Origin of the sequence: Corynebacterium sp. LK2537, from assembly GCF_040946485.1 — a bacterium.
Taxonomy (GTDB): domain Bacteria; phylum Actinomycetota; class Actinomycetes; order Mycobacteriales; family Mycobacteriaceae; genus Corynebacterium.
In genome coordinates this window covers 20,817-29,125 of the sequence record NZ_JAYWLQ010000011.1, presented here as the reverse complement: position 1 = coordinate 29,125, position 8,309 = coordinate 20,817, and the positions used below count along the sequence as shown (strand labels likewise).

The 8,309-nt window shown below is 56.8% G+C and carries 5 protein-coding genes; all 5 read left to right on the top strand.

The annotated features are described in order from the left end of the window. On the top strand, positions 1-954 hold a 954-nt coding region (locus VVS03_RS10950), incomplete at its 5' end, for a Kiwa anti-phage protein KwaB-like domain-containing protein (protein WP_368534688.1). Between the two features lie 652 nt (positions 955-1,606). Beyond that, complete coding sequence (locus VVS03_RS10945; RefSeq protein WP_368534687.1) at positions 1,607-2,047, top strand: NYN domain-containing protein; 441 nt, start codon at positions 1,607-1,609, stop codon at positions 2,045-2,047. A gap of 20 nt (positions 2,048-2,067) precedes the next feature. After that, on the top strand, positions 2,068-4,074 hold the full coding sequence (locus tag VVS03_RS10940) for an N-6 DNA methylase (protein ID WP_368534686.1): 2,007 nt from the start codon (positions 2,068-2,070) through the stop codon (positions 4,072-4,074). 420 nt (positions 4,075-4,494) lie between these two features. Further along, positions 4,495-7,092 carry a type I restriction-modification system subunit M gene (locus VVS03_RS10935; protein WP_368534685.1) on the top strand — a complete coding sequence of 866 codons (2,598 nt, stop codon included), beginning with the start codon at positions 4,495-4,497 and terminating at the stop codon, positions 7,090-7,092. Then, positions 7,085-8,308 carry a restriction endonuclease subunit S gene (locus tag VVS03_RS10930; protein ID WP_368534684.1) on the top strand — a complete coding sequence of 408 codons (1,224 nt, stop codon included), beginning with the start codon at positions 7,085-7,087 and terminating at the stop codon, positions 8,306-8,308. The genes VVS03_RS10935 and VVS03_RS10930 overlap by 8 nt, the downstream gene beginning before the upstream one ends. Position 8,309 lies beyond the last annotated feature (1 nt).

The window sequence follows — 8,309 nt, the reverse complement described above, 5'->3', positions numbered from 1 at the left end:
GGAATTATGGACAAAAGCACCGCTGATGAACTTCTCGATTTTGTGGATTTGACGAAGCCAGTCCGCCTCATTCTTGGTTATCGATCAAATGACGACAAGGTCTCTCTGAGACGAGTGGCTCTCGCACAGGATGCTCAAGATATGTTTGCAGAAATTGCGAGTGAAGTACTTGAAAATCGGAAGCAGAGAGATCCTGAAGAATGGGAGCCTGCCCGTCCCGTATCTAAGGAGACTTATCTCGTCACCACGTGTGAGGCAGTCGGAGAGGTGCCTCAGGTCTCGAAGTCAAATGTGCAACCCCTTCTAGCGGCTTTGATTGATACTCAATATATAGCCGAGATGGAGGGGAAGACCCTCTTAAAAACAGATCCATACTTTTACGCTTTCCAATTTGGTATCGGATCGGATTCTGTAACTTTCCTGCGCAAGCTCAATCCTTTACGTGGGCTACGTAAAAAAAGACTAGGTTTCTTGGATGACGAGCTGAGTCTTGCGCATCATGCAGTCTTCGCTTTCGACTCTTGTGTGGACCTGATCATTACAGAAGAGCACTTATTCGTGTTCAACCAGACTGCCTTTGCTGCCATCTTCCGAGGCCAGGAAGAACTTAAAAAGATGGCGAAAGGCTGGATCGATGGGATCAAGGATTCAACCCCGATGACGCAGGAATCTTATGAGATTCTTCTGGCGAAGGGAGTACGTGACTCTCGGGTAGCCAAGCGTATAGAAAGCATCGCACGTAGAGGGCACCTCGCTTCTCTAGATGCTTCTGACCTTCGGGAGGGTATGGAGGAATGCGATCTCAACCCCTCGGTTTACATGAATCAATCCGATGAGCTTGTCTTAACTGCGGATACTTTGTTCGATATCCTCAAATTTTTAAACGAAGATATGTTTCGTGGTGTCTTAACTGACGACCCCTACGAAGTAGATAGTAAAGCTCGTCGAGATTAATCAGCGGTGTCAGCCAAGTGTGTTCTATGATTGACTGGGTTTGCCCGTAAATTGTGGACACATAGTAGAGATACCTAGTGGTTAGGCGGCTATTTCTTTTCTACTGGTGGTTAAACCAATGTGGTTCTCGAAGTCGACGGGGTTGGCCATCCCGAGTGAGGGGGCCCGACCCCCGGAAAGTAGACACCGTGGGGGTGAACACCTGGGCTATCCGGTCAAGAGAAATCGACACCGGACCAATGTGAGCGAGACGCAGCAGACGGCCGCAAGTATCGCAGCCAGGGTAAAAATCCAGGTGACAGTGCGCGCGCGGCGGTGCCTGGCGCTGTCGGCCGCCAGGTGGGAAATCCCCACCGTGCGCGCGTGTGGTGAGTGTGCGAATCATGGCCTTAACGATAATCGCCGGGTGTGCACATCTTTAGTGCGGGATATGTCCGGGGATCGAGGGGAAATGTGTGCATGGTGTTGCGACAAACGTGTGTCGATAGGTTCATTTTACCCGTTTTTTGGTCTGTGTTGAACGGTTTCCTAATGGCTATGAACAGGCATTTTGTCAAAAATTGGTGATGTGTTGATGGGTTCGTGTTGACACGTGTGTGTTGATGGGTTAAATTATGTTTTGCGAACAACGAATAAACACAAGGAGTTCAATATGAAACGCCGCATCATCCTCATTGACGCAGAAAACTTCAACGGAGGACCCATTGCCACCCCAGCCCAGGCGCGTTGGTGTCGACGAACACTCGACAATTGGATTGCCCCCACCGACAATGACCACGTTGTCGTCGCTGTCGACAAAAACTGCATCACCAACGTCCATGCGGCATGGCCTCACGCCCGCATCCTTGGGGGCACCGGGCACAATGGAGCCGACTATCGGCTGCTGGAGGTTATGGGCGAAAATCTCCCGCCCCGCTTTGACGAGCTTGTGCTTGTTTCCGGCGACAGAATTTACGCTGAGAAAATCTCCGAACTCGCCGGACAGGGACTGCCCACCACCGTCTACGCTCACAATTTCACACTTTCGAAGCGACTGGCTTTCGCCGCAACCAACGTCATCAACACCACCACCCAGGCCGTCCAGGCGGCCTAGAACCCCAGAAAGACACAACATTGAACACCCCCTCCGGCCAGCTGACCATCAAAGACATTGCTGCCCTCACCGACAAGACTCCAGCTGCCGTCTCCAACTGGCGTGCCCGTCACGACGACTTCCCCCAGCCCGTCGCCGACTCCCCGGCCCGCCGCCCCCGCTTCAACTACGACGAGGTGAAGACCTGGCTGGCAGACCGAGACCTGCTGCCCGACGACTTCGCTGCAAAGCGGGAGCGGGTCGGCCTGGCCGCCGCTTTTAACTCGCTTCGCTCCGCGTTCGGACTCAACCTCCAGACCGCCACGGTTCTCCTCTACCTGCTCGAAGCTCGCCGCCGTGATTACTGGGCCACAATTGCCCAGTGTCAGGACCGAGCATCCCTTTGCGAAGCTCTCGCAAACGTCACCTGGCCGTCGGAACTCACCCCATTCTCGAAGACCAGCCTGGACCACTACATCCAGGCAGCCGGCGATGACAAATGGGTGACCTCCCTCCTCCAGGGACTCGACAGCGTGGACTTCACCGACTACGCCGCCGCCTGCGATTTCATCCTCGAAGCATGCGTCGGGCTGGGCGGCCGCGGCTCACTGAGCATATATGGCTCCCCTAAATCCATGGCAACGCGGCTGCTGGCCAACGCTGCGAAGACCAGCATCAAACCCAACACAACGGTCCTCGACACTGCCTGTGGGCTTGCCGGAACACTCCTCAAGTTGGCAAAGGTAGAACCCAGCGCCCACCTGCATGGAGTCGACATTTCCAACGACGCAATCACAGCGGCGCGACTTAACGCAGCCCTCCACGAGGTCGACGCAACCCTGGAAACTGCCAACGCCATCTCCGACGAGCTTTCCCAGGACGTTCAAGCAGACCTGGTCGTCATCGAACCACCGTTTGGCATGCGCGTCCGGCCCGACGAGTGCAGCACCCTGTTGACCTCCGTCGGCCTGTCTAGCAGCCCGACCCTCCACTCGGAGGAGGTGTTTTTGCTCAGCGCACTTGCACATCTCGCACCAGGCGGACACGCCTATGTCCTTACCCCACTTGGAGCTGGCTTCCGGCACACGTCTGCCCAGCTTCGCCAACAGCTGGTCGCGCGCGGCAGCGTGGAAGCAATCATCCAGCTTCCCTCAAAGCTCCTCGCGCACACCTCGATTCCCTCCATGCTTTGGGTGCTGTGCAACGACCCAGAGGCCGCGGACGAGGTCTGGGTTGCCGATGCCACCAATGAAGACAACCCGGTCGAGAACATCGGCGAATGGGTCACGGCCCTGCGGAACGGGGCGGAGGTCTCGATTCCGGCGCGAAAGCTCAGTCTGGCCGAAATCGTCACCAACGACAGCGAGCTTCTGCCTGAAAAGTATTTCCGCGAAGAAATCGCTGCGTCTGATGCGCGAGACAACTTTGCCGCATCAGAAAAGGCCCTGGAAAACTCGCTGAGCCAGCTTTCCGCACTGACGCTCCCCAAAGGCAACGTGCCGCTTGCGGAGGAAATCCTGACCCTAAAAGACCTCCAGGAACGCGGGGACGTGGAAATCGTGCGAGCGCACTCGACTACCACCGACCAAGAAACTGACGGTGCCGAGCTGCACCTTGTAACAGGGACGCGGGCGGGGAGCGGGCGGACCGTCAAGGAAACCCCGCGGACCGTGCGAGTCCACAAGGGTGACGTGGTTGTTCCCAACTCCAGCAACATCCCCGCATTCGTCTTCGACGAAGACGGAGACAATTGGGCCGCAGCAACAACCGTCACCCTCATTCGCAGCAACACGTTCGACGCGGACTTCCTCGCAGCCAGCATCAACGCCAGCTTCAACGAACACGCCACACTGGGTTCCTCCGTGCATATGAAAACCCGACGCGTGCGTGAAATCGAAATCCCGCAACTAGGCAGTGACGAGCAAAAGCGCATTGGGGAAGCCTCCAAGCAGCTCAACGCAATCATCGCCCAAACTCAACAACTCCAGCAGCACGCCTCCAACTACCGAAACGCGATGCTCGACATTGTGCGCTTCGGCGCACACTAGCCCCACGCACCGACCCCGCGTTCCGCCCAGAACGCGGGCAAAAATCCCAGCCACCGCGGGAAACGAAACAATCGAATACTCGTTCCCCCACCCCACAGTAGAGGATGTGGACTTCCGCCAGTGGTGGAATGCAGCCTCGGTGGAGGATAAGTGACGGCTTGCGCAGCTGTTGACGGAGATCCACATCCTTCCCGGAACGACCGGAAACAAACGATTCGACCCCACGCGAGTCAAAATCGTATGGAAGAACTAACCCCCGCTGTCCACAATCGCCAATTCGCTAATTGTTATACGGTCACAATAATGGCATACTATTTCGGACATCCCGTGGCTGTAATTTCAGGGCCAAAAGACCTGCCGAAGCACTCGGTGTACACAATCGAGCCATGTAGTTAATGCCTTAGTGAAGAAAGCGACCCCATGAATAAACAAGAACTTGCCTCCCGCATCTGGGAGTCGGCCAAGAATATGCGCTCCAAAATTGAGGCCAACGAGTACAAGGACTACATCCTCGGCTTCATCTTCTATAAGTTCTTGTCCGACCAAGTAGAGCAGTTCATGCTCAATAACGACGCTGAACCGGAAGACCTGCCAGATGCGCTCGTTGAGACCGACACTGACACCGTGGCCCTTGTGCGTAACAACTTGGGCTACTTCCTTACTTACGGGAACCTGTACTCGACGTGGCGAGACTTAGGTAACGACTTCTCCATCGCTCACGTGCGCGACGGCCTGGCTACCTTTAAGCGCAACATCGCCCCGGAGCGCAAGCACGTCTTCGAAGGCATCCTTAACACCCTGGACACCAGCCTGTCGAAGTTGGGCACAACCGACGCTGCCCGTACCTCTGCCATCAAGAAGCTACTGGACCTTATCGATGACATCCCCACTGATGGCAAGCAGGGCTATGACGTGCTGGGTTACATCTACGAGTACCTCATCGAGAAGTTCGCGGCCAACGCGGGCAAGAAGGCAGGCGAGTTCTACACCCCGCATGAGGTCTCGCTCATCATGAGCAACATCGTCGCTGACCACCTCAAGGGCCGCGACGAGATTCAGATTTACGACCCAACCTCCGGCTCTGGCTCTCTGCTGCTTAACATCGGCCAGGCCGTCGCCAAGCGCATGGGTGACCCAGACCGTATTAAGTACTTCGCCCAGGAGCTGCGCGAGAACACCTACAACCTCACTCGTATGAACCTGGTCATGCGCGGCGTGAAGGCCGACAATATCGTCGCCCGCAACGGTGACAGCTTGGCCCATGACTGGCCGATGTTCGACGAGGCCGACCCGGTGCAGACCTACCAGCCGCTCTATGTAGACGCCGTAGTCTCCAACCCGCCCTACTCCCAGAAGTGGGAACCCGAAGGCAACGAGGCTGACCCGCGCTTCGCACGGTTTGGTCTAGCACCCAAGACCAAGGCCGACTACGCCTTCCTGTTGCATGAGCTGTTCCACGTCAAGCCTGATGGCATTCTCACCATCGTCCTGCCGCACGGCGTGCTGTTCCGTAGCGGCTCAGAGGCCGACATCCGTCGCAATCTCATCGAGGCCAACCACATCGACGCCGTCATTGGCCTGCCGTCCAACATCTTCTACGGCACCGGTATCGCGACCATCATCATGGTGCTCAAGCAAGAACGTGACCGCGATGACATGCTGTTCATCGACGCCTCTCAGGGCTTCATCAAGCAGGGCAAGTACAACCACCTGCGTGCCCGTGACATCCAACGCATCGTCGATGCCGTTCACAACCGCGTGGACGTACCGCACTTCGCTAAGGTCGTGACCCGCGACGAGATTCGCGCCAACGGCCACAACCTCAACATCCCGCGCTACGTCTCTGCCACCCTGCCGCCTGAGTCTGTAGACCTGTACGCCACCATGCACGGCGGCATTCCCACCAGCGAAATTGACACCCTGGAGCACTACTGGACCGCCCTGCCGGGACTGCGTGAGGCACTGTTTACCGAGAAGGTAGAAGGCTACGCGGAGCTGAAGACCACCAACCTGCGCGAGACCATCAACCAACACCCTGCAGCCCAGGCACTTCGCGACCAGGTTGACGCTGCACTATCCGACCTGCCGGAGAAGCTGCACGCGCTGCTGGTAGACGGCGCGGCCACCGTGCCTATTACCACCACCGAGGACCAGCTCAAGGCAGACCTGTTCGACCGACTCGACCCTGTACCATTGGTCGATGCCTACGAGAGCTACCAGGTACTGCATGACAGCTGGGCCAAAACCGCCGGTGACCTGGAGATCATCCAGACCGAAGGCCTCGATGCCGTGCGGGTCAACGACCCCGTGATGGAGTGGAAGACCAAGGAAAAGAAGAAGGTCTATGTCCAAATCGGATGGGATGGGCGCGTTGCTCCCAACGAGTTGGTGCAGACCTTCTACCTGCCGCAACAGAAGGACCAGGTAACGCAGCTAAGTCGCGACGTGGACACAGCTGTATCTGAGCTAACACAGCTCATCGAGGGCTTAAGCGAAGACGACAAGATCGACCTGGCCGAGGTACTTAACGACAAACAGGATGCCTTCAAGAAGACCGAGCTGAACAAGGCCATCAAGGACCTGCCGAAGCTGGCCGAGGGTGAGACCTGGCCGGAGGGCAGCACCGAGGTTGCCATGCTCAGCGCCAAGGCGCTCATCGCCCAGCGGGACAAGCTCAAGAAGAACCTCAAGGCTGCGCAAGAGCAGCTAGAGAAAGACACCTACGCGACCATCGAAGCGCTTACCGACGTGCAAGTGGATGAGGTGCTCACCGCCAAGTGGATTACTGCGCTTATGGATGACCTGCGTGAAATCCCTGGTCATGTGTTTGCAGACCTGGCCGGCCGCGTCCAGGATCTGCACGACAAGTACGCCGTCGCGCTGACCGACCTCGACGTGCAGATTCGCGAGACAGAGCAGGAACTCGCTGGCCTACTGAGCGGGCTTACCGGCAACGCCGCCGACATGCAGGCCGTAGCTGCACTCCAAGAGCTGCTAGGTGGTGGTCGTGATGCGTAGCCACAACGTACCCGCGCTGCGCCTGGAGGGCTTCGACGGTGAGTGGGAGGCTCAGCGTGCTCGGGAGATCTTCATTGAGACCGATGACCGTGGGTATCCAGATCTTCCAGTCCTTTCAGCGACACAAACCAGGGGTATGGTCCCCCGCAGCATGGTGGACTACACCATCCAGCACAACCGAGCGAATGAAGTGGGGTACAAGCGAGTTTGTGTAGGGGACTTCGTCGTCCACTTGAGGTCTTTCCAAGGCGGTTTCGCGCACTCGTATTATGAGGGAATTACCTCCCCCGCGTACCACGTGTTTCGCGCGCGAGAGAGTTCTCGTCATGATCACAAGTTCTGGCGTTTTGTGTTTGCTTCTTCGCACTTTATCCACCAGTTACACTTCGTAACCTTCGGTATTCGCGATGGCAAGAGCATCAGCTTTCCTGAGTTCCTAGAACTTCCTCTTAACTATGCACCCACTCTCGAAGAACAGCAGGCCATCGGCGCCATCTTCACCAACCTCGACGCGGCCATCAACCAGCACACGCTCAAGCACAAGGCGCTGCAGCAGGCCAAGACGGCGCTCATGCAGCGGATGTTCCCGCAGGAGGGCCAGACATTGCCCGAGCTGCGGCTGGATGGCTTCAGTGGTGAGTGGGAAGAAACGACCCTGGGTGAACTTGGCGCATTCAGGTCCGGCGTTGGGTTCCCAGAACGTGAACAAGGTGGGACAATTGGACTGCCTTTTTACAAGGTATCTGACCTCTCTGCGCCAGGAAATGAACTACAACTGCAATCCGCCAACCACTATGTCACGGAAGGGCAGATTGTTCGCAATCACTGGACATCCGTAACGGCAGTTCCTGCAATTCTATTTGCCAAGGTTGGTGCTGCTGTCTTCCTGGGACGGAAAAGGCTCGTCAACAACGCTTTCCTCCTCGATAACAATCTCATGGCATTCTCTTTGAATACTGAGTCTTGGGATGTTCAGTTCGCCGATACCTACCTCAAGACCGTGGACCTAACCCAATTCACCCAGAGCGGTGCATTGCCGTCCCTTAACGCCCGCCACTTGGCAGAGGCTGAAGCAATTATCCCACCCACCCTCGAAGAGCAACAGGCCATCGGTGCAGTGTTCACCAACCTCGACCAGCTCATCGCCGCCGAGGCTCAGTACATTGCGTCCCTCAAGCAAGCCAAGACGGCGCTGCTGCAACGGATGTTCATCTAAG

Excerpts from the sequence above, each read along its gene's own strand:
- VVS03_RS10945 (WP_368534687.1), top strand. The coding sequence starts at position 1,607 with ATGAAACGCCGCATCATCCTCATTGACGCAGAAAACTTCAACGGAGGA.
- VVS03_RS10935 (WP_368534685.1), top strand. The coding sequence starts at position 4,495 with ATGAATAAACAAGAACTTGCCTCCCGCATCTGGGAGTCGGCCAAGAAT.
- VVS03_RS10930 (WP_368534684.1), top strand. The coding sequence starts at position 7,085 with ATGCGTAGCCACAACGTACCCGCGCTGCGCCTGGAGGGCTTCGACGGT.